The 21,261-nt window shown below is 53.2% G+C and carries 19 protein-coding genes and 1 pseudogene; 14 read left to right on the top strand and 6 right to left on the bottom strand.

The genetic code is table 11. The features are described from left to right. Positions 1-20 precede the first annotated feature (20 nt). The 3 genes from ycfP (at position 21) to CHU32_RS21650 (ending at position 2,975) form a co-directional block, all read left to right on the top strand. Positions 21-563: an alpha/beta hydrolase YcfP gene (gene ycfP, locus CHU32_RS21660; protein WP_103678050.1), complete on the top strand. Its 543-nt coding sequence runs from the start codon at positions 21-23 to the stop codon at positions 561-563. A gap of 243 nt (positions 564-806) precedes the next feature. Continuing rightward, a complete protein-coding gene (locus tag CHU32_RS21655) occupies positions 807-2,111 on the top strand; it encodes an NAD(P)/FAD-dependent oxidoreductase (protein WP_103678119.1) in 1,305 nt (434 codons plus the stop codon). Between the two features lie 324 nt (positions 2,112-2,435). Further along, a complete protein-coding gene (locus tag CHU32_RS21650; protein WP_103678049.1) occupies positions 2,436-2,975 on the top strand; it encodes a glycine zipper 2TM domain-containing protein in 540 nt (179 codons plus the stop codon). 58 nt (positions 2,976-3,033) lie between these two features. Here the strand turns inward: CHU32_RS21650 and CHU32_RS21645 are convergent, their stop codons facing one another. After that, positions 3,034-3,669, bottom strand: coding sequence for a TetR/AcrR family transcriptional regulator (locus tag CHU32_RS21645; RefSeq protein ID WP_103678048.1), 636 nt, complete (start codon positions 3,667-3,669; stop codon positions 3,034-3,036). A gap of 236 nt (positions 3,670-3,905) precedes the next feature. Here CHU32_RS21645 and bhsA point away from each other — a divergent pair, with 236 nt between their 5' ends. Next, positions 3,906-4,163 carry a multiple stress resistance protein BhsA gene (gene bhsA, locus CHU32_RS21640; protein ID WP_103678047.1) on the top strand — a complete coding sequence of 86 codons (258 nt, stop codon included), beginning with the start codon at positions 3,906-3,908 and terminating at the stop codon, positions 4,161-4,163. Between the two features lie 74 nt (positions 4,164-4,237). Here bhsA and mfd read toward each other — a convergent pair whose 3' ends face one another. After that, a complete protein-coding gene (gene mfd, locus CHU32_RS21635) occupies positions 4,238-7,684 on the bottom strand; it encodes a transcription-repair coupling factor (protein WP_103678046.1) in 3,447 nt (1,148 codons plus the stop codon). Between the two features lie 126 nt (positions 7,685-7,810). On the opposite strand from mfd, the gene CHU32_RS28165 reads away from it, so the two are divergent. From CHU32_RS28165 to CHU32_RS21600, 8 genes and pseudogenes are all read left to right on the top strand, one after another. Then, positions 7,811-8,713, top strand: coding sequence for a hypothetical protein (locus CHU32_RS28165; protein ID WP_139156244.1), 903 nt, complete (start codon positions 7,811-7,813; stop codon positions 8,711-8,713). A gap of 24 nt (positions 8,714-8,737) precedes the next feature. Continuing rightward, positions 8,738-9,298: pseudogene (locus tag CHU32_RS28160) on the top strand (substrate-binding domain-containing protein); the annotation flags it as partial. 169 nt (positions 9,299-9,467) lie between these two features. Then, entirely contained in the window at positions 9,468-10,667 is a 1,200-nt protein-coding gene (lolC, locus tag CHU32_RS21625; protein WP_176691702.1) for a lipoprotein-releasing ABC transporter permease subunit LolC, read from the top strand. After that, entirely contained in the window at positions 10,660-11,361 is a 702-nt protein-coding gene (gene lolD / locus CHU32_RS21620) for a lipoprotein-releasing ABC transporter ATP-binding protein LolD (RefSeq protein WP_103678044.1), read from the top strand. Before lolC ends, lolD begins: the two co-directional genes overlap by 8 nt. Beyond that, a complete protein-coding gene (gene lolE / locus CHU32_RS21615) occupies positions 11,361-12,605 on the top strand; it encodes a lipoprotein-releasing ABC transporter permease subunit LolE (protein ID WP_103678043.1) in 1,245 nt (414 codons plus the stop codon). The genes lolD and lolE overlap by 1 nt, the downstream gene beginning before the upstream one ends. 18 nt (positions 12,606-12,623) lie before the next feature. After that, the gene (nagK, locus tag CHU32_RS21610) at positions 12,624-13,547 is read left to right on the top strand and encodes an N-acetylglucosamine kinase (protein ID WP_103678042.1); all 924 of its coding nucleotides are present in this window, start codon (positions 12,624-12,626) and stop codon (positions 13,545-13,547) included. A 2-nt stretch (positions 13,548-13,549) separates the two neighbouring features. After that, a complete protein-coding gene (gene cobB / locus CHU32_RS21605) occupies positions 13,550-14,368 on the top strand; it encodes a Sir2 family NAD+-dependent deacetylase (RefSeq protein WP_103678041.1) in 819 nt (272 codons plus the stop codon). A gap of 105 nt (positions 14,369-14,473) precedes the next feature. Further along, a complete protein-coding gene (locus tag CHU32_RS21600; RefSeq protein WP_103678040.1) occupies positions 14,474-14,797 on the top strand; it encodes a hypothetical protein in 324 nt (107 codons plus the stop codon). A 67-nt stretch (positions 14,798-14,864) separates the two neighbouring features. On the opposite strand, the gene potD is transcribed toward CHU32_RS21600, so the two are convergent. The 4 genes from potD to potA are packed head-to-tail and all read right to left on the bottom strand — an operon-like array spanning position 14,865 to position 18,666. Further along, a complete protein-coding gene (gene potD / locus CHU32_RS21595; RefSeq protein ID WP_103678039.1) occupies positions 14,865-15,911 on the bottom strand; it encodes a spermidine/putrescine ABC transporter substrate-binding protein PotD in 1,047 nt (348 codons plus the stop codon). A gap of 1 nt (position 15,912) precedes the next feature. Continuing rightward, positions 15,913-16,692, bottom strand: coding sequence for a spermidine/putrescine ABC transporter permease PotC (gene potC, locus CHU32_RS21590; protein WP_103678038.1), 780 nt, complete (start codon positions 16,690-16,692; stop codon positions 15,913-15,915). Next, a complete protein-coding gene (potB, locus tag CHU32_RS21585; protein WP_103678037.1) occupies positions 16,689-17,546 on the bottom strand; it encodes a spermidine/putrescine ABC transporter permease PotB in 858 nt (285 codons plus the stop codon). The genes potC and potB overlap by 4 nt, the downstream gene beginning before the upstream one ends. Continuing rightward, complete coding sequence (potA, locus tag CHU32_RS21580; protein ID WP_103678036.1) at positions 17,530-18,666, bottom strand: spermidine/putrescine ABC transporter ATP-binding protein PotA; 1,137 nt, start codon at positions 18,664-18,666, stop codon at positions 17,530-17,532. The genes potB and potA overlap by 17 nt, the downstream gene beginning before the upstream one ends. 254 nt (positions 18,667-18,920) lie before the next feature. Here potA and pepT point away from each other — a divergent pair, with 254 nt between their 5' ends. Both pepT and CHU32_RS21565 read left to right on the top strand, forming a co-directional pair. Then, on the top strand, positions 18,921-20,159 hold the full coding sequence (gene pepT, locus CHU32_RS21570) for a peptidase T (RefSeq protein ID WP_176691701.1): 1,239 nt from the start codon (positions 18,921-18,923) through the stop codon (positions 20,157-20,159). A gap of 271 nt (positions 20,160-20,430) precedes the next feature. Continuing rightward, entirely contained in the window at positions 20,431-20,877 is a 447-nt protein-coding gene (locus CHU32_RS21565; RefSeq protein ID WP_103678035.1) for an REP-associated tyrosine transposase, read from the top strand. The last annotated feature ends 384 nt before the right edge of the window (positions 20,878-21,261 follow it).

Below are 21,261 nucleotides of genomic sequence, written 5' to 3'. Positions count from 1 at the left end.
CGAAGTATGGTGAGGATGCGATGATTATCTATTTACACGGTTTTGACTCAAACAGCCCGGGCAATCACGAAAAAGTGTTGCAGCTCCAGTTCATTGATCCCGATGTCCGGCTTATAAGCTACAGCACGCGTCACCCGAAGCACGATATGCAGCATTTGCTAAAAGAAGTCGACAAAATGCTCCAGCTCAATGCGGACGATCGCCCCTTGATTTGCGGCGTCGGACTGGGCGGCTTCTGGGCGGAAAGAATTGGTTTTCTCTGCGATATTCGCCAGGTGGTGTTCAATCCGAACCTGTTCCCGGCAGAGAATATGGAGGGCAAAATCGATCGTCCGGAGGAGTATACGGACATCGCGACCAAGTGCGTCAGTAATTTCCGCGAGAAGAACCGCGACCGCTGTATGGCGATTCTGTCACGCCGGGATGAGGCGCTTAACAGTCAGCGTAGTGCCGAGATTTTATGCCCGTGGTATGAAATTGTCTGGGATGAAGAGCAAACGCACAAGTTCAAAAATATCTCGCCGCATTTGCAGCGCATTAAGGCGTTTAAGACCCTCGGGTAAGCCACTTACCTCTTTCGTTCAACAGGGGCAGCCAGATGGCTGGCCCTTTTTTTTACTCAGCGTCTACACTTGTTCATCTTTTCAGCAGCAAAACTTGATGTACATCAATTTTGGTATGACCAATGACCCTGACGTGTTATTCTCATGTAGAAGAGACAGTTTCACGACAGTAACTTGTTGTTAACTAAAAGTTATTTATATAACCTTTAGTTAACAATTGGTTAATAATTTTAGGGGGTCATGTTGACTACGCCATTAGAAAAAATTGTCATTGTCGGCGGTGGGGCTGGAGGTCTTGAGCTGGCGACGCAGCTGGGGAAAAAGCTGGGTCGCGGCAAAAAAGCGAAAATAACCCTGATTGATCGCAACCATAGCCACTTATGGAAGCCGCTATTGCATGAAGTGGCTACTGGCTCGCTGGACGAAGGGGTGGATGCGCTGAGCTATCTGGCTCACGCCCGTAACCACGATTTCCAGTTCCAGCTCGGGTCTGTTATCGATCTTAATCGAGAAAGCAAAACCCTGACGCTCGCTGAGCTGCGTGATGAAAAAGGGGAGTTATTGGTGCCTGAGCGCAAGCTGCCTTACGACAAGCTGATCATGGCGCTGGGTAGTACTTCTAACGACTTCAATACGCCAGGGGTTAAAGACCACTGTATTTTCCTGGATAATCCTCATCAGGCGCGCCGTTTCCATCAGGAAATGCTTAACCTGTTTCTCAAATTCTCGGCAAACCTTGGCGCAAGCGGCAAGGTGAATATCGCGATTGTTGGCGGTGGTGCTACCGGGGTGGAGCTGTCTGCTGAACTGCATAACGCGGTGAAGCAACTGCACAGCTATGGCTACAAAGGGCTGACCAATGAAGCGCTGAACGTGACGCTGGTGGAAGCGGGTGAGCGTATTCTGCCTGCACTGCCGCCGCGTATTTCTGGCGCGGCGCACAATGAGCTGACCAAGCTGGGCGTGCGGGTTCTCACTAAAACGATGGTTACCAGTGCTGACGAAGGTGGCTTACACACCAAAGAAGGCGAATATATCCAGGCCGATTTGATGGTCTGGGCGGCAGGAATCAAAGCCCCGGACTTTATGAAAGATCTGGGCGGCCTGGAAACGAACCGCATCAACCAGCTGGTGGTCGAGCCGACGCTGCAAACCACCCGCGATGCCGATATTTACGCGATTGGTGACTGCGCATCCTGCGCGCGTCCGGAAGGCGGATTCGTGCCACCGCGCGCTCAGGCAGCGCATCAGATGGCGACCTGTGCGCTGCATAACATCCTCGCGCAACGTAAAGGTAAACCGCTCAAAGCCTATCAGTATAAAGATCACGGTTCTCTGGTGTCATTGTCTAATTTTTCGACCGTTGGCAGCCTGATGGGCAACCTGACGCGGGGTTCAATGATGATTGAAGGGCGGATTGCGCGTTTTGTCTATATCTCACTGTACCGGATGCACCAGATTGCGCTACACGGCTATTTCAAAACGGGCCTGATGATGCTGGTCGGCAGCATTAACCGGGTGATCCGTCCGCGCCTTAAACTGCACTAAGGCGCTGATCCTGCCGGGCGGCGCAAGCTTGCCCGGCCTGGAAAACCGCTGTCAGACCGCGTCACCCGTAGGCCTGATAGTGAGCGCCACAAGAAATCCAGTCTCCCGATCCACCTTTTGTAGGCCTGATAAGCGCAGCATCATCAGGCGTTCAGTCCACGGTGCCGACAAAACATAATCCTGTCAAACCGGCCTTAAGCCCTAAGACTCCTCTGAATCCTGCGGTTATACCCCCCGAATCCCCGTTTTTAAGCGCAGTTCTGATTGGCGGAATATTCCCTTGATTGCAAAATTATGACCAATAGCAACGAAGGAGGATCTCCCGTGAATAAATCAATGTTGGCGGGTATAGGGATTGGCGTAGCCGCTGCGCTGGGTGTGGCAGCCGTAGCCAGTCTGGATGTCTTTGAACGTGGCCCGCAGTATGCTCAGGTGGTTTCCGCAACGCCTATCAAAGAAACGGTCAAAACACCGCGTAAAGAGTGCCGCAACGTCACGGTGACGCACCGACGCCCGGTACAGGATGAAAATCGTATTACCGGTTCCGTGCTGGGTGCAGTGGCGGGGGGCGTAGTCGGCCACCAGTTCGGCGGCGGTCGCGGTAAAGATATCGCCACCATCGCCGGGGCGCTGGGGGGCGGCTATGCAGGCAACCAGATCCAGGGATCAATGCAGGAAAATGACACCTACACCACTACGCAGCAGCGCTGCAAAACGGTGTATGACAAATCGGAAAATATGCTTGGTTATGATGTGACCTATAAAATCGGCGATCAACAGGGGAAAATCCGCATGAAAGACGATCCGGGTACGCAAATCCCGCTTGATAACAATGGTCAGCTGATCCTGAATAACAAAGCGTAAAAAAAGCGTTATCTGCTGTTTGCCCCTCATCGCTCAGGCTGAGGGGCTTTTTTGTGGGTCACAGGGTCAGCATTTTGGGCCACAAACAGAAAGTGGTGCGGATGATTTGCTGCAAATCCTCAAGGCTCGCACCTTCACGGGCACTGATAGACATCCCCTGTAAAATGCAATTCAGAAACTGCGCCAGCGCCTGAACATCTTTTTGTGGCGGGATCTCACCACGCTGTTGGCGAGCGATCAAAAACTGGCAAAGCGTTTTTTCCTGCTGCGCATGACGGGTTTTCAGCGTACGGGCAATTTCTTTTGATGATGCCGCAAGCGTTGCGGAAGTATTGATCATAAAACAGCCAGCTGGCGTTTCTTTGCTGGTAAAGCAGGTCGCAACTGCCGTGAAATATTCGTTTAGTGCCTGCTCCACGGATTTATCTTCCTCGAACAGCGCCGCTTCATGGCGTGCGGCGAAACGCGAAATGTAGCGATCGAGTACCGCCCGAAATAAGCCTTCTTTATTAATAAACTCTGCGTAGAGCGTAGGGGCTTTAGCGCCAGTCGCTTCAACCAAATCGGCAAGCGAGGTTGCTTCATACCCATGCTCCCAGAACAGTGCCATGGCCTTATCCAGCGCCGCTTCCCTGTCGAACACTTTTGGTCGGCCACGGCTTTTTTTTGTGCAACTTTGAACGTCAGCTGTCATGGTGCCGTTGTACCTGAATCAGTTAAGTGAATAACCATTATAAAAATAAATGTATCGTGGTGCTACCTTTCAAACAATAAAAAATTCATAAGCTTATCATTATGAAAGATAAGACTTTTTTATTTATTATAACGATCGTTATAAAATAACCTTGACTGTGACATTGATCACACTTATGATTTACCTATCGATCGTTAAGTAATTCGATCCCCTTTCATCTGCTTAAGGTTACTATTATGAAAAACGTAAAAGCCCTCATCGCCGCTACCGTATTGAGTTCACTTTCTTTCGCAAGCGTCGCCGCTGTACAGGTCCAGTCCACCCCAGCCGATCAGCAAAAAGCAGGCGTTATCTCTGCTGATGCCGGGACAAATTTAGGTTCGCTGGAAAATCAACTGGCGCAGAAAGCGGATGAGATGGGCGCGAAATCGTTCCGTATTACCTCCGTAAGCGGTCCGAATACCCTGCATGGCACCGCCGTCATTTACAAATAAGATAACCCTCTGCCTGATATTTACAGGAAGCCCCACGGTCATTTTCGTGGGGCTTTTTTTACGTCGATTTTTACTCAGGCAATCGCATTTTCTTCTAGCTGGCGCATAAAGTTACGCACCCAGTCCATGCGAATTTTTCGTTCACTCAGATCCTGGAAAAATTTCAGCCGGGTCGGGCCATCGAGGCGGAAATGCTGCGGCTCCTTGTGTAGCAGTCCAATAAGCCAGGCGGGGTTAACATGATTTTTCTCGGCAAACTCAATCTGCCCGCCTTTATCATTCCCTTCCAGCTTACGAATACCCAAACGTTGTGCCTGCTGACGCAGACTGGCAATATCCAGCAGATTACGCGCGGGGTCTGGCAGCAATCCAAAACGGTCGATCAGCTCAACTTTGATTTCTTCCAGTTCGTTCTCAGCCTTCGCGCTGGCAATACGCTTATAGAAAGAAAGGCGGGTATTGACATCAGGAATAAAATCATCCGGCAGCAGCGACGGCATCCGCAGCTCAACTTCGGTCTGCTGGCTGGTGAGGTCTTCAAGCGATGGCTCGCGTCCGGCCTTCAGCGCGTCCACCGCATTCTCCAGAAGCTCCATATACAGAGAGAAGCCTATGGTTTCCATCTGTCCACTCTGATCTTCACCCAGCAGTTCACCCGCGCCGCGAATTTCAAGGTCGTGCGTCGCCAGCGCAAAACCGGCACCTAAATCTTCCAGCGAGGCAATGGCTTCCAGCCGCTTCTGTGCATCGGTGGTCATGGCTTTCGGATGCGGGGTTAACAGCCACGCATAGGCCTGATGGTGGGAACGACCGACACGGCCGCGTAACTGGTGAAGCTGGGCCAGACCGAAGTGATCGGCACGCTCAATAATAATGGTATTGGCGGTTGGAATATCAATGCCGGTCTCAATAATCGTGGTACACACCAGCACGTTAAAACGCTGATGGTGGAAGTCATTCATCACCCGTTCCAGTTCGCGCTCGCGCATCTGGCCGTGACCAATAGCGATGCGTGCCTCCGGCACCAGCTCAGCCAGTCGGGCTGCCGCTTTCTGGATGTTTTCGACATCATTATAAAGATAATAAACCTGCCCGCCGCGCAGCACTTCACGCAGGATTGCTTCGCGCACCACCAGATTATCGTACTCGCGCACGAAGGTTTTCACCGCCAGACGACGCGCCGGCGGGGTGGCGATAATCGACAGATCGCGCATGCCGCTCATCGCCATGTTCAGGGTGCGCGGAATAGGCGTGGCGGTAAGGGTGAGAATATCGACGTCAGAACGCATCGCTTTGATCCGCTCTTTGTGCCGAACCCCGAAGCGATGCTCTTCATCGACAATCAGCAGACCCAGATCGCGCCATTTGACGTCCGCCTGTAACAGTTTGTGGGTGCCAATCAGAATATCGATTTTGCCTTCCGCCGCCTGCTCAAGGATCTGCGCCTGCTCTTTGGCGCTGCGAAAGCGTGACAGCATCTCAATGCGCACCGGCCAGTTGGCGAAGCGGTCGCGGAAATTGTCAAAATGCTGCTGCGCGAGCAGGGTGGTCGGGACCAGCACCGCGACCTGCTTATTGTTTTCAATCGCCAGAAACGCCGCACGCATGGCGACTTCGGTTTTACCAAAGCCCACGTCACCACAGACCAGCCTGTCCATCGCCAGCGGCTGGCACATATCACTTAGCACGGCGTTGATCGCCAGCGCCTGATCGGGGGTAGTTTCAAAAGGAAAGCTGTCGCAAAACAACTGATACTGTTCGCGATTATGTTTAAAGGCGAAGCCTTTTTTGGCCGCCCGCTGCGCATAAATATCCAGCAACTCCGCCGCCACATCACGCACGCGCTCGGCGGCTTTCTGCCGCGCCCGGGTCCAGACGTCGCTACCTAATTTGTGCAGCGGCGCATTCTCTTGCGCACCGCCAGCATAACGGCTGATCAAATGCAGGGACGACACCGGGACGTACAGTTTGGCGTCGTTAGCATAGGTTAGCATCAGGTACTCGCCTTTGATGCCGCCGGCTTCAAGCGTCGTCATACCCGCATAGCGACCGACGCCATGTTCCAGGTGCACCACGGGTTGACCGGTATGCAACTCGGCAAGGTTACGGATCAGCGTATCCGGATTGATAGTTCTGCGGTTATCCTGGCGACGACGTGCTACCCGTTCGCCTAACAGATCGCTTTCGCAGATCAGCGCCCGGTTGCGCAGTGTATCGATAAACCCGTGCTCGGACGCGCCGAGCATCACATAGCGCCCGTTGTCCGCTGCTTCATCCAGCCGCAGAATGCGTTTTGGTGAAAGCTTAATCCGTGCCAGCAATTCGCCCAGTGCTTCGCGACGGCCTTCACTTTCCACCGAGAAAATCACCGGACCTTCAAAGGATTCAAGGAATTTACGCAGATTATCCAGCGGCGATTTCTGCTGTGCCTGCACCGACAGATCCGGCAATGTACGATAGCCAAGATTAGTGAAGGCGGCTTTGTCCGCCAGAGACTCAGTTTTAAGCTGGATGCGTGGCCAGCGTTTTAATTCGCCGAGCAACTCATCGGTGCGCATCCACAGTAGTTCTGGCGGCAGCAGCGGGCGCATCGGGTCCACGCCCCGGTTTTCATAGCGCGCATGAGCATCGCTCTGAAAACGTGTGGCGCTGGCTTCAACATCACCGGTATTAACAATCAGGGTATTGGCCGGAAAATAACTGAACAGCGGTGACAGCGGCTCGCTAAAAAACAGCGGTTGCCAGTATTCGATGCCGGTTGGCAGCGTCCCTTTACTCACCTGCTGGTAGATATGCTCGGCGTCGCGTTTCACCTCAAACTTGTCGCGCCACTGGCTGCGGAACAGTTCGATGGCGGTTTTATCGGTGGGGAATTCATGCGCTGGCAGCAAATTGATGGCATCAACTTCTTCCAGCGTGCGCTGGGTGTCGGCATCAAAAAGACGCAGACTATCGATTTCGTCATCAAAGAAATCCAGACGATAGGGCTGGGCGCTACCCATCGGATAGAGATCCAACAGCGCGCCACGGGTAGCATACTCTCCGTGCTCCATAACCTGATCCACATGGCGGTAGCCCGCCGCTTCAAGCTGGTCGCGCAGGGCATCGCGCGAAAGGCGCTGGCCTTTTTTCATCACCAGCGCGTGACCGTGCAGATAGCTGTGCGGACAAACCCGCTGCATCAGGGTATTGACGGGCAAAATAAGGACGCCACGCTGCATGGTGGGGAGTTGATAGAGCACCGACAGACGCGAGGAGATGATCTCCTGGTGCGGTGAAAAACTATCGTAAGGCAGGGTTTCCCAGTCGGGGAGGTTGATGACCAGGTTATCTGTAAACTGAGTGACTTCGTCGTGCAGGCGCAGGGCGTTTTGCATGTCCGGCGCAATGAGCACTACGGGTCCGGGATGACGTTCGACGATTTCCGCCACCAGCGTGGCGCAGGCGGCACCTGTCAGTTCGCCCAACTGGCGCTGATCGCCAGCGTTGACTGGCAGCGTATAACGATGTTGTTCAGGCATTAGGTTGTCAGGATCTCTGCTAAAGAATGCCTTTTATTATCCGCGATCATTACTCATTAGCAAATGTCCCGTGTTGATGACGAAACCGGATAAACTATTGAGGGTGGCCAGGCCAGGGAGAGAAAAATGAAAACAGGGAAGTATTGGTTATTAAATATACTGACGTTGATGCTCGGGATTCCGGTTATCGCCAGTATAGTGATCCTCATTGTCAAGGTACTCTTTAATTGCGATCTGAGGGATGCGGCGGGTGTAACAGTTAGCGCCGTTGCGACCGCCTGCGGCGGGGCGGTTATGGCGAGCATTTGGGGAGGCCGCCGCTTGCCGGAGACCTTTTTCGCGCGCTACTCGCCTGTACTGCTCGCACTGTTTTGTACGCTGGCGCTCTGGTTTAGCCTGTTGATTATGACCGATGGCGACTTTGAAAATGATCTGTTTTTTGACGTGAGCCACAATATCTTTTTTATTAGCTATTTCATCACGTTCTTCCCGTTTTCTGCTGACTGTGACGAAATTGAGCCGCTTCAGGTACTGGTGTTGTTGATACCCACCGTGGCCTGCTTCTCTTTTGCCGTAACGCTGGCGGCTCTCTCCCGGCGACAGGGCGTACAGATTCGCGGGCGGCGCGGTCAGCGGGCGGCGCTGGTGGTGACGGGCGGGTTGATGCTGGCCGTTGCGGCTTTACTTGGCTGGCAAACTTACGATCGTCATTATCGACTGGTGGAAGAGACTGATAAATATACGCTCAGGGCAAATATTGATATCTGGGATTATATGCCTTTTTGGGAGGGCAATCGCCTGACGCAACTTGCTTCGCCGCCCACGTTACACATCGGGCGCGACTGGCCGAGGCTGGACGGCGCGACGGCGCTTTATCCGCTCTACGCCTCTGCCGTTCAGGCCATTTATCAGAATCAGGATGAGACCAGCATCAGGGAACTAGTGGACAGCCATCGAACGCCTCTGGCGTATGATTCGCTGATTAAGGGGAATGTCGATATGATCTTCGCCCTTGAGCCGTCGGCGTAGCAGCGGGAGGCCGCCAGTCAGCGCGGTCTTACGCTAACGCTACGGCCATTCGCCCGTGAAGCGTTCGTTTTCGTCACCCATAAAGACAACCCGCTCCGCGGACTGACGACCGCGCAGATCCGCGCCATTTATGCCGGCAGCATTAGCAACTGGCGCGAGGTGGGCGGCCCTGATGAACGTATTTTGCCCTATCAACGCCCGGAAGGTTCGGGCAGCCAGACGGCCATGCTGGCGAGGGTGATGAAGGGGGAGGCGATGCGTAAGCCGCTGGAGACTACCGAGGAAGGAATGGATGTGCTTATCCGGCGAGTTGCCGACTATCAAAACCGCGCTAACTCGTTGGGCTACACTTTCCGCTATTACGCCACCATCATGAAGCATAACGACGCTCTGCGGCTACTGTCCATCGACGGCGTTGCGCCTGTGGAGGAGAATATCCGCAACGGCAGTTATCCGCTCAGCGTCGATATTTATATGGTCACGGCCCGGCCGCCGTCAAAAAATACGCAGGCGCTGATCGACTGGTTTTTAAGCCCGCAGGGGCAGCAACTGATGGAAGATGTCGGGTATGTGGCAATAAAATAAAAGGAAAAGGCTATCCGTTTGCCCGGTATATGCTAAGACCGGGCCGATAGTGGTTTGATTTGCAGCGATTTTTTACCAGTACGATGACAGACACTTACGGTTACGTCATTTACCCGTCCTGCTTTCGCTTATATACTTCCCCTTCTGCCACAGCAACCAGACGGATTACATGTACCAACCTGTCGCACTATTCATTGGCCTGCGCTACATGCGTGGGCGCGCAGCGGACCGCTTCGGTCGCTTTGTCTCATGGCTTTCTACTATCGGCATCACGCTTGGCGTTATGGCGCTGGTGACGGTACTTTCCGTGATGAACGGCTTTGAGCGCGAGCTGCAAAATAACATTCTGGGGCTGATGCCGCAGGCCATTCTTTCTTCAACGCAAGGGTCGCTTGATCCGCAAAAAATTCCTGAGAAAGCGGTGACGCTTCAGGGGGTGACCCGTGTTGCGCCCATTACCACCGGGGACGTGGTATTACAGAGCGCGCGTAGCGTGGCCGTTGGGGTGATGCTGGGGATTGATCCGGCACAAAAAGATCCGCTCTCACCGTATTTAGTTAATGTAAAACAGACTGATTTGCAGCCGGGCCGTTACAACGTCATTCTCGGCGAACAGCTGGCGGGGCAACTGGGCCTGAACCGTGGCGATTCATTACGTATCATGGTGCCATCCGCCAGCCAGTTCACCCCGATGGGGCGTATTCCGAGCCAGCGCCTGTTTACAGTTATTGGCACCTTTGCAGCAAACAGCGAAGTCGACGGCTATCAAATGCTGGTCAATATTCAGGACGCGTCGCGCCTGATGCGTTATCCGGCCGGCAATATTACCGGCTGGCGTCTGTGGCTTAACGCGCCTTTACAGGTTGATACACTGAGTCAGCAATCCCTCCCGTCTGGCACTAAATGGCAGGACTGGCGCGAGCGTAAAGGCGAATTGTTTCAGGCTGTACGGATGGAAAAGAACATGATGGGCCTGCTGTTAAGCCTGATTATTGCCGTTGCTGCCTTTAACATCATCACCTCGCTGGGGCTGATGGTCATGGAAAAGCAGGGCGAGGTGGCTATTCTGCAAACTCAGGGGCTGACGCCGCGGCAAATCATGACGGTGTTCATGGTGCAGGGGGCCAGTGCCGGTATTATCGGCGCGCTGCTCGGTGCCGCGCTGGGGGCGCTGCTTGCCAGCCAGCTTAATAATTTAATGCCGATTATCGGCGCATTCCTTGATGGTGCCGCGCTGCCGGTGGCGATTGAACCGCTACAAGTTGTGGTGATTGCGCTGGTTGCAATGGCCATTGCGCTACTGTCTACGCTTTATCCTTCATGGCGCGCTGCCGCCACTCAACCCGCTGAGGCTTTACGTTATGAATAAGATCCTGTTGCAATGCGACAACCTGTGCAAACGCTATCAGGAAGGCAGTGTGCAAACTGATGTGCTGCACGATGTCAGCTTCAGCGTGGGCGAAGGCGAGATGATGGCGATAGTCGGCAGCTCAGGCTCCGGGAAAAGTACGCTATTACATTTGCTCGGCGGGCTGGACACACCCACCTCCGGCGACGTGATTTTCAGCGGTCAGCCGATGAGCAAACTTTCCTCAGCGGCCAAAGCGGAACTGCGCAACCAGAACCTCGGCTTTATCTATCAATTTCACCACCTGTTACCCGATTTTACCGCGCTTGAGAACGTCGCCATGCCGCTTTTGATCGGCAAAAAACGCCCGGCAGAAATTAATCAGCGGGCGCAGGAAATGCTCAAAGCGGTGGGGCTTGATCATCGTGCCAGCCATCGTCCCTCTGAACTGTCCGGCGGTGAGCGTCAGCGCGTAGCGATTGCCCGCGCGCTGGTCAATAATCCGCGTCTGGTACTGGCGGATGAGCCGACGGGTAACCTTGATGCGCGTAATGCGGATAGCATTTTCCAGCTTCTTGGTGAGCTGAATGCTTCACAGGGCACCGCGTTTCTGGTTGTGACCCACGATTTACAACTGGCGCGGCGGATGTCCCGCCAACTGGAAATGCGTGATGGTCATCTGAGCGCTGAACTGAGCCTGATGGGAGCAGACTAATGGCTTCGCCTTTATCGCTTTTAATCGGCCTGCGCTTTAGCCGTGGTCGCCGCCGTAGCGGCATGGTATCGCTGATTTCGATTATCTCCACCGTCGGGATTGCGCTTGGTGTCGCGGTGCTGATTATCGGCCTGAGCGCAATGAACGGTTTTGAGCGCGAACTGAATAACCGCATTCTGGCCGTGGTGCCGCACGGGCAGATCGAACCGGTAAACCAGCCATGGAATGGCTGGAACGATAAACTCAGTAAAATCGAAAAAGTCCCCGGGATTGTTGCCGCCGCGCCATACGTGGATTTCACCGGGCTGGTGGAGAGCGGGGCGAATATCCGCGCCATTCAGGTGAAAGGTGTCGATCCTCAGCAGGAAAGCCGTCTTAGCGCGCTGCCACAGTATGTGCAGGGAAACGCCTGGGCGAACTTCAAGGCGGGTGAACAACAAATCATCATTGGCAAAGGTGTTGCCGACGCGCTGAATGTTAAACCGGGTGACTCAGTATCTATCATGATCCCCAACGCCAGCGCCGATCACAAACTGCTACAGCCAAAGCGTATCCGACTCAAAGTAACGGGTATTCTGCAACTTAGCGGCCAGCTCGATCATAGTTTTGCCATGATCCCCATGCAGGATGCGCAGCAGTATCTTGATATGGGCAGCAGCGTGACCGGTATTGCGCTGAAGGTGAACGATGTATTTAACGCTCCGGCGCTGGTGCGTTCGGCAGGCGAAGTGTCCAACGATTACGTCTATATCAAAAGCTGGGTGGGCACCTACGGCTATATGTACCGCGATATTCAGATGATCCGCGCCATTATGTATCTGGCGATGATTCTGGTGATTGGCGTGGCCTGCTTTAACATCGTTTCCACCCTGGTGATGGCGGTGAAAGACAAGAGTAGCGATATTGCCGTGTTGCGTACCCTTGGGGCGAAAGACGGGCTTATCCGCGCGATATTTGTCTGGTACGGTCTGCTTGCCGGGCTGCTCGGCAGCCTTATCGGCGTGGTTATTGGCATCATCGGCGCACTGCAACTAACGGCGATTATTGCGCGCATTGAAAAGCTCATCGGCCATCAATTTCTCTCCGGAGATATTTACTTTATTGATTTCCTGCCTTCAGAATTACACTGGCTGGATGTACTGTATGTGCTGGTGACGGCCCTGCTGTTAAGCCTTCTGGCAAGCTGGTATCCGGCGCGGCGCGCGAGTAACATTGATCCTGCAAGGGTATTAAGCGGGCAATAATTTCAACAAGGAGTGGCGATGTATTACGGATTTGATATTGGTGGCAGTAAGATTGCGCTAGGCGTTTTTGACACTGAGCGACGTCTGCAATGGGAAACGCGCATCGCCACCCCACGAGACAGTTATGATGCCTTTTTGCGTGCGGTAACGGATCTGGTGGCCGAAGCCGACGCACGCTTTGCCTGTAAAGGCTCGGTTGGCATTGGCATTCCGGGAATGCCAGAAACGGATGACGGCACGCTGTATGCAGCCAACGTCCCGGCGGCGAGCGGAAAACCACTGCGCGCCGACCTCAGTCGCCTGCTGGACCGCGACGTGCGGCTGGATAACGACGCCAACTGTTTTGCCCTTTCCGAAGCCTGGGATGACGAGTTTATTCAGTATCCCCTGGTGATGGGTCTGATTCTGGGTACCGGCGTTGGCGGTGGTCTGGTCATCAACGGCAAAGCCATCACCGGGCGCAGCTATATCACCGGGGAATTTGGGCATATTCGTCTGCCGGTCGATGCATTCACTCTGATGGGCTTTGATTTCCCCCTGCGGCGCTGCGGCTGCGGGCAGCTTGGCTGTATCGAAAACTATCTTTCCGGGCGGGGCTTCGCCTGGCTTTATCAGCATTACTACCAGCAGCCGCTGAGTGGCGAAGAGATCGTCGCGCTCTGGCATCAGGGCGATGAAAAAGCCCATCAGCATGTGGAGCGCTACCTTGACCTGCTGGCAGTCTGCCTCGGTAATATTTTGACCATTATCGATCCTGATTTAGTGGTGATTGGTGGTGGATTGTCTAACTTTAGTGCTATAGCTGAAGGACTCGCGGCGCGTCTACCGCGCCATCTGTTACCGGTTGCCAGCGTACCGCGCATTGAGCGCGCGCGGCACGGTGATGCAGGAGGAATGCGCGGCGCGGCGTTTCTCCATCTTACTGATACGCCACAGAGGTAATTATGCAGTCGCGCCGCCTACATCGATTAAGCCGTTTTCGCCGTAATAAACGCCGGCTGCGCGAGCGTTTGCGTCAGCGCATTTTCTTCAGAGACAGGGTGCCAGAAGAGATGGAAAAACCAAGAGTCGTGGTGCTGACCGGCGCGGGGATTTCTGCCGAGTCGGGGATTCGTACGTTTCGTGCAGCGGATGGTTTGTGGGAAGAGCATCGGGTAGAAGATGTGGCAACGCCGGAAGGGTTTGCCCGCGATCCGGCGCTGGTGCAGGCATTCTACAACGCCCGCCGTCGGCAATTACAGCAGGCTGAAATTGTCCCCAACGCTGCCCACCGGGCGCTGGCGAAGCTTGAAGAAGCGCTGGGCGATCGCTTTCTGTTGGTTACGCAGAATATCGATAATCTTCACGAGCGCGCCGGCAATAAACATATCGTGCATATGCATGGCGAGTTGTTGAAAGTCCGCTGTTCATGGAGCGGGCAGGTACTGGAGTGGACTGGCGATGTTACGCCGGAAGATAAATGTCACTGCTGCCAGTTTCCCGCGCCGTTGCGCCCGCACGTCGTGTGGTTTGGTGAAATGCCGCTTGGCATGGATGAAATCTACAGCGCGCTGGCGATGGCGGATGTTTTCATCGCCATCGGCACGTCCGGCCACGTTTATCCGGCGGCTGGCTTTGTCCATGAAGCCCGGCTCCACGGCGCACATACCGTAGAGCTGAACCTTGAACCCAGCCAGGTTGGTAGTGAATTTGAAGAGAAACACTATGGACTGGCGAGCGAGGTAGTGCCTGAGTTTGTGGAGAAGTTGCTGGCTGGCCTGTAAGTGTGGTTGGACGTTGGGCAGGGGCGACGTTATTGCTAACTTTCTATTTTTCAAGAGTCTGTGTAAGAATACGCTACGACTTATGAAGCTAAGGACAGCCCAATAATGTGGTTCATCTATCTACTGGCCATCGTCGTGATGGTTATGGTTATCGCCAGCGATATCTGGCCAAAGGGCCGGGCAGGGGCCAGCATTGCGAAGATGTGCCTGCAATTTCTGAAATATGGTTCGCTGGCCTGGTTATTTTGCCTGGTGAGTCTGTTTAACTCTGGCGTGCTGCTGGCGATTTTACTGCTTGCTGTTGGCCGCGATCTCTTTAAGAAGCACCGGGCGGGTGAGAAGATACGCTACGAAGTGATGCGATTTGTCGGGTGGGGTGGTCTGGCTATCGGCATTATCGTGGCGTTAACTGCGTGGCGACCGTTATGACCCGCGCAATTAACTCAGGTCGTCAGCCGTCCGCGCCCCTTTGCGGAAAAGGAGCGCGGCCTGTTAATTAACGTCCCGCCTTCAGCTTCTGATAATACTCTTCATAAATCGCGCTGGCGTCGCCGACATCATTCTGCCACTCGCCTTTACTGATGGTTTCCGCATCCGGATAGAGGGATTTATCGTTAGCCACTTCCGGGCTAAGCAGCTTACGCGCGGCGAGGTTTGGCGTTGGATAACCAATAGTTTCCGCAACCTCTTTTGCCACGTCCGGACGCAGCAGGAAGTTGATGAGCTTCAGCGCGCCTTCTTTGTTTTTGGCGTTGGCCGGAATGGCGAGACTGTCCATCCAGAAAATACCGCCTTCTTTCGGCCAGACGACCTGTAGCGGCGTTCCCGCCTGGCGAGCCACGTAAGCCGAGCCGTTCCACACCATACCCAGATTCACTTCGCCTTCCATATACGGGTTAGCAGGGTTGTCGGAGTTGAAAGCCGCCACGTTTGGCATCAATTTTTGCAGTTCTTTATATGCCGCTTCGATCTCTTTCGGGTCGGTGGTATTACCGGAGTAACCGAGCTTGCGCAGCGCTATCTGGAACACTTCACGCGCATCATCAGTCAGCAGCAGGCTGCTTTTATACTGTGGTTTCCACAGGTCGGCCCAGCTGGTAACGGTTTTTGGATCAATTTCATCGCTGTTAATACCGATGGCCGTCGCGCCCCAGATATAGGGAATCGAGTAATCGTTATTCGGATCAAAGGGTTTATTCAGCACTTGCGGATCGAGATTGTTGAAGTTCGTCAACTGTGATTTGTCGATCTTCTGGATCATGCCTTCCTTGCGCATTTTATCGACGAAATAAGTCGAAGGTACCACCAGATCGTAAGCGCCATCTTTATAGGTTTTTAGCTTGGCATACATGGTTTCATTCGACTCATAGGTCGAATAAATCACCTTGATCCCGGTCTCTTTGGTGAACTGTTCCAGTAGACCTGGCGGTACATACTCGGTCCAGTTGTAGAAATAGAGCGTTTTTGCGTCGTCAGCGTGGGCGGCGCTCATGCCGACGGCCAGTGCGCCCGCGGCCAGCAGGTGGCGTGACCATTTAATCATCTTAACGTCCCCTTGTTTTATCACGTGCAATAAGCTGGCTGGCAATCACCATAACCAGCGACAGAACCAATAAAATTGTGGCCAGCGCGTTTACCTCGGGTGAAACACCGACTTTGACCATCGAATAAATTTTCAGCGGCAGAATTTCATAGGCCGGACCGGTCACGAACGATGACACCACAACGTCATCCATCGACAGAGTAAAGCTGAGCAGCCAGCCTGCGGCAACGGCGGGCATCGCCAGCGGCAGAATGATTTTGCGCAGAATGGTCATCTCGCTGGCACCTAAGTCTTTCGCCGCTTCCAGCATCCGCACGTCGAACCCTTTAAGACGCGAATAGACTGTTACGACGACAAACGGCAGGCAGAAGGTAATATGCGAAAACAACAGTGACCAGAAACCCAGCTCAATTCCCAGTATCATAAACAGCACCAGCAGCGAAATGGCCATTACAATATCCGGCGACATCATCACCACAAACAGCATCCCGCTTACAAACGGCTTACCGCGAAAACGATAGCGATAGAGCGCGACAGCGGTTAACGAGCCAATCAGCGTCGCCAGCGTGGCGGAGAAAATCGCCATGGTCAGCGAATGCTGTGCGGCCTGAAGAAGGCTGTCGTTATTCATTAGCAGGCTATACCATTGGGTAGTAAAGCCGTGCCAGTTAATACCAAAACGAGAGCTGTTAAACGAGTTAACGATCAAAATAATGATCGGAATATAAAGATAAGCATAGATGGCGGTCATAAAGCCGCCGCGCAGCAGACGACCGATCATTCCAGTTCCACCTTCTTATTCAGCAGGCGTGAGGCACGCCAGTAAATCAGCAGCATCAACCCCATGACCACTGTTAGCGTAATACTGGTGGCTGAGCCAAATGGCCAGTCGCGAATGTTCAGGAACTGACTTTTAATCACATTGCCTATCAGCAGGTTTTTTGCGCCACCCATCAAATCGGAGACGTAAAAAAGCCCCATTGCCGGCAGCATGACCAGCAGACAACCGGCAATAATACCCGGCATAGTCAGTGGCAGAATAATGCGAAAGAAGGTTTGCACTTTATTCGCGCCCAGGTCTTTCGCCGCCTCAAGCAGCGGTTTATCCAGCTTTTCGATACTGGAATACAACGGCATTACCATAAACGGCAGCAGGATATAGACCAGACCAATAATCACCGCGCTGGGGGTAAACATAATCCGTATCGGAGTATCAATAATGCCCAGCCACAGCAAAAATTCGTTCAGATACCCTTTGGTGCTGAGAAAAATCTTCAGGCCATAAATACGAATCAGCGAATTGGTCCAGAAGGGTACAATCAATAAAAAGAGCAACAGCGGACGCACTTTCTGCGGCAGCCTCGCCAGAAACCAGGCGAAGGGGTATCCCAGCGCCAGGCAGGCGACGGTAGCAATCAGTGCCATATTGATTGAATGCAGCAAGACCTCGAAATAGAGCGGGTCCAGCAGCCGGGCATAGTTATCCAGCGTAAAGACCATCTTGACGAAATTCGCGTCGTCGCGGGTCAAAAAGCTGGTGCCAATGATCATCAGGTTGGGCAGAAAGACAAACAGCACAAGCCAACCCACGATAGTGGCAATTACCACATTCTGGAATTTACTTGTGTTCTTCATCGGCCAGTACAACCTCCCAGCTCTCTACCCAGTTAATCGCCATTTTCTGATCCAGCGAGTGATCGAAATCCGGATCATCTTCGTTAAAGAACTCGCTGACCAGCACCATTTTGCCGTTTTCCAGTTCGACTACCGACTCAAGGGTCATGCCTTTATAGTTACGCTCGCGCACGTAGCCGACCAGTCCTTCGACCTCGCTGCTGTCGTTAATCTCTTCGACCCGCAAATCTTCAGGGCGCAGCAATACATTCAGGTTTTGTCCCTTTTCGACGGCAAAGTTAACGTCAATGTTACATTCACGGCCCTCGACGCTGGCGCGTACCCGGCGCTCATCGAGACGCTCAATTACCGTGGCATTGAATATATTGATTTCGCCAATGAAACTGGCGACAAACAGGTTTTTCGGCTCTTCGTAGATTTCACGCGGTGTGCCGTCCTGCTCAATGCGCCCATCGCGCATGACCACGATGCGGTCTGACATCGTCAGGGCTTCTTCCTGATCGTGCGTAACGAAAACAAACGTAATCCCCAGTTTACGTTGCAGAGCCTTGAGTTCATTTTGCATCTGTTTGCGCAGTTTGTAATCCAGCGCGGAAAGGGATTCATCAAGCAGCAGCAGGCGGGGCTTATTGACGACCGCACGGGCGATAGCGACGCGTTGCTGCTGGCCACCAGAGAGCTGATGCGGTTTGCGCTGAGCGAATTCTTCCAGTTGCACCATATGCAGCGCTTCGCTCACGCGCGGGGCGATCTCACTGGCAGGGGTTTTTTGCATCCGCAGGCCGAATGCCACGTTTTCAAATACGGTCATATGCGGGAAAAGCGCATAGCTTTGAAACACAGTATTGACGTGACGATTTTCAGCCGGAACATCGGTGATATCCAGATCTTCCAGGCGAATGCGGCCGGTATCGACATTTTCCAGCCCGGCAATCAGGCGCAGAACGGTTGTTTTACCGCAGCCAGAGGGGCCAAGTAGGGTAAGGAATTCGCCGTTATTGATGGTCAGATTAAAATCTGCGATAACTGTCTTGCCATCAAAACTTTTATTAATTCCCGCCAGTTGCACCAGTGGTGAAAGCGAACGCGGTTGTGTATTCAATTTATGACTCTGTCCCATGTAAACGTAACGGAAAGCGGACCGATACGGGGTTTGTGATTAACCACCTTTGGGTTCTGCACATGATTAAGGGCTGGCATTCTACGGCAAACCATTGAAATCGCCAATCCTTGATGCGTAATGGTACGCTACCTTTATGACAACGGCAGTCGTAACGAAAAATATTCTCGTTTGCCAGCCTAAAAGTGACCTGACGCAATATTTGTGTTTTCGTGCTTATTGATAATGTTGTCACAAAAAGTGAGGGTGACCGCATGGAAAAATTACTTGAGCGTTTTTTACAGTACGTTTCTCTGGATACGCAGTCGAAGCCTGGCGTGCGTCAGGTACCGAGTACCGAAGGACAATGGAAGCTGTTGCATTTGCTCAAAGCCCAGCTTGAAGAGATGGGGCTGGTCAACGTTACCCTGAGTGATAAAGGCACCGTGATGGGCACGCTGCCTGCCAATGTCGAAAGCGAGGTACCGGCAATTGGGTTTATTTCCCACGTCGATACCTCACCGGATTTCAGCGGTAAGAATGTGAACCCGCAGATCATCGAAGGTTATCGTGGCGGTGATATCGCGTTAGGTATTGGTGACGAAGTATTGTCTCCTGTGATGTTTCCGGTATTGCATCAGATGCTTGGCCAGACGCTGATTACCACCGATGGGAAAACCCTGCTTGGTGCGGACGATAAAGCGGGCGTGGCTGAGATCATGACCGCACTGGCGGTATTAAAAAGTAAAAACATCCCTCACGGTGATATCCGTGTGGCGTTTACACCGGATGAAGAAGTCGGCAAAGGCGCGAAGCATTTTGACGTTGAGCAATTTGCTGCGCAGTGGGCCTATACCGTGGATGGCGGCGGCGTTGGCGAACTGGAATTTGAAAATTTCAACGCCGCATCGGTGACCATCAAAATCGTCGGTAATAATGTTCACCCTGGCACCGCAAAAGGGGTGATGGTCAATGCGCTGTCGCTGGCGTCACGCATTCACGCAGAAGTGCCTGCGGAAGAAAGCCCGGAACACACGGAAGGTTATGAAGGGTTTTATCATCTCACCAGCATTAAAGGCACCGTTGATCGTGCAGAAATGCACTACATCGTGCGCGATTTCGATCGTAAACAGTTTGAGGCCCGCAAGCGCAAGATGATGGAAATTGCGAAGAAGGTGGGTAAGGGACTGCACCCGGACTGTTATATCGAGCTTATCATTGAAGACAGTTATTACAACATGCATGAGAAGGTTGTTGAGCACCCGCATATTATTGACATCGCTAAACAGGCGATGCTCGATTGTAATATCGAACCTAATATGAAGCCGATTCGCGGCGGTACCGATGGTTCTCAGCTTTCCTTTATGGGATTACCCTGCCCGAATATCTTCACTGGCGGATATAACTATCATGGTAAACATGAGTTTGTGTCGCTTGAAGGAATGGAAAAAGCGGTACAGGTCATTGTGCGTATTGCAGAGTTAACAACGAAGCATAACGCCAACGTTGCCTGATGACCCGGTGGGCTGAATGCCTGATGGCGCTGCGCTTATCAGGCCTACTATGGGGCGCGTTGGGCTGAATGCCTGATGGCGCTGCGCTTACCAGGCCTACGATGGGGTGCGTTGGGCTGAATGCCTGGATGACGCTACGCTTATCAGGCCTACTATGGGGCGCGGTGCGACACTGGTGCCGCAGGGATGGCGTAGGTCGGGCAAGCTTGCGCCGCCCGGCATTACGAGCACATTGCTTCGTTTAATGCCTTCACTGGGAAAGGAGTCTCGCATGTCGTCCTATCGTCGATACTATATCAAAGGCGGCACCTCGTTTTTCACCGTAAACCTCCACGATCGTCGGCGGCCTTTACTTACTCGCCATATTAACCTCTTGCGTCAGGCTGTTAACCTGATCCGTCATAAAAAGCCTTTCATCATCAATGCCTGGGTTATTTTACCTGAGCATATGCACTGTATCTGGACGTTACCGGAAGACGACGATGATTATTCGGGACGCTGGCGTGATATCAAAAAAACATTTACCAAATCACTCAGGCAAGAAGAGGGTAAGGTGCAGATCTGGCAGCCTCGCTTTTGGGAACATGGTGTTAGGGATGAAGAGGACTATCGACGTCATGTTGATTATATTTACGTTAACCCTCTCAAACATGGCCTGGTGCAACATGTTAAGGACTGGCCATATTCGACCTTTCACCGCGATGTGAAAGACGGGTAGTATCCTGTGGACTGGGCGGGAGACGTTTCCGATTTTGCGGCGGGAGAACCGAATCCATTTGCCTGATGGCGCTACGCTTATCAGGCCTACGACGGGGTGCGTTGGGCTGAATGCCTGATGACGCTGCGCTTATCAGGCCTACGATGGGGTGCGTTGGGCTGAATGCCTGATGGCGCTGCGCTTATCAGGCCTACGATGGGGTGCGTTGGGCTGAATGCCTGATGGCGCTACGCTTATCAGGCCTACGATGGGGTGCGTTGGGCTGATTGCCTGATGGCGCTACGCTTATCAGGCCTACGATAGGATACGTTGGGCTGAATGCCTGATGACGCTGCGCTTATCAGGCCTACGATGGGGTGCGTTGGGCTGAATGCCTGATGGCGC

It is taken from the genome of Superficieibacter electus, from assembly GCF_002915575.1.
Taxonomy (GTDB): domain Bacteria; phylum Pseudomonadota; class Gammaproteobacteria; order Enterobacterales; family Enterobacteriaceae; genus Superficieibacter; species Superficieibacter electus.
The sequence above is the reverse complement of the archived record's forward strand: the minus strand, read 5'-3'. Positions and strand labels throughout refer to the sequence as shown.